Raw genomic sequence first — 592 nt, forward strand, 5'->3', positions numbered from 1 at the left:
GGCGAACTGTTCCAGGCCGTGCGCATGGAGAAAAACATGATGGGGCTGCTGCTGAGCCTGATCGTGGCCGTTGCCGCGTTTAATATCATCACCTCGCTCGGGCTGATGGTAATGGAGAAGCAAGGCGAAGTCGCCATTCTGCAAACCCAGGGGCTGACTCCGCGCCAGATCATGGCGGTATTTATGGTCCAGGGTGCCAGCGCTGGCATCATTGGCGCGCTGCTCGGCGCGGCGCTGGGGGCGCTGCTCGCCAGCCAGCTCAACAATCTCATGCCGATTATCGGCGCGCTGCTTGATGGCGCGGCGCTGCCGGTGGCAATCGAGCCGCTCCAGGTGGTCGGTATTGCGCTGGCCGCGATGGCCATTGCGCTGCTTTCTACGCTTTATCCTTCCTGGCGGGCTGCCGCCACTCAACCCGCTGAGGCTTTACGTTATGAATAAGATCCTGTTGCAGTGCGACAACCTGTCCAAACGCTATCAGGAAGGCACTGTGCAGACCGACGTGTTGCACAATGTGAGTTTTAGCGTGGGCGAAGGCGAGATGATGGCGATTGTCGGTAGCTCTGGCTCCGGTAAAAGTACGTTGCTGCAC

General features: G+C 59.6%; 2 protein-coding genes. Both read left to right on the forward strand.

Annotation, left to right across the window (positions count from 1 at the left end):
• Positions 1-441, forward strand: a 441-nt coding sequence (locus tag RE027_RS18005) for an FtsX-like permease family protein (protein WP_368809668.1), incomplete at its 5' end; no start/stop codon positions are given.
• Positions 434-592 (forward strand): ATP-binding cassette domain-containing protein (locus RE027_RS18010; protein ID WP_368809669.1); only part of this gene is annotated, 159 nt, incomplete at its 3' end. The genes RE027_RS18005 and RE027_RS18010, both read left to right, overlap by 8 nt.

The organism is Kocuria sabuli (assembly GCF_040981185.1).
GTDB classification, from domain to species: domain Bacteria; phylum Actinomycetota; class Actinomycetes; order Actinomycetales; family Micrococcaceae; genus Kocuria; species Kocuria sabuli.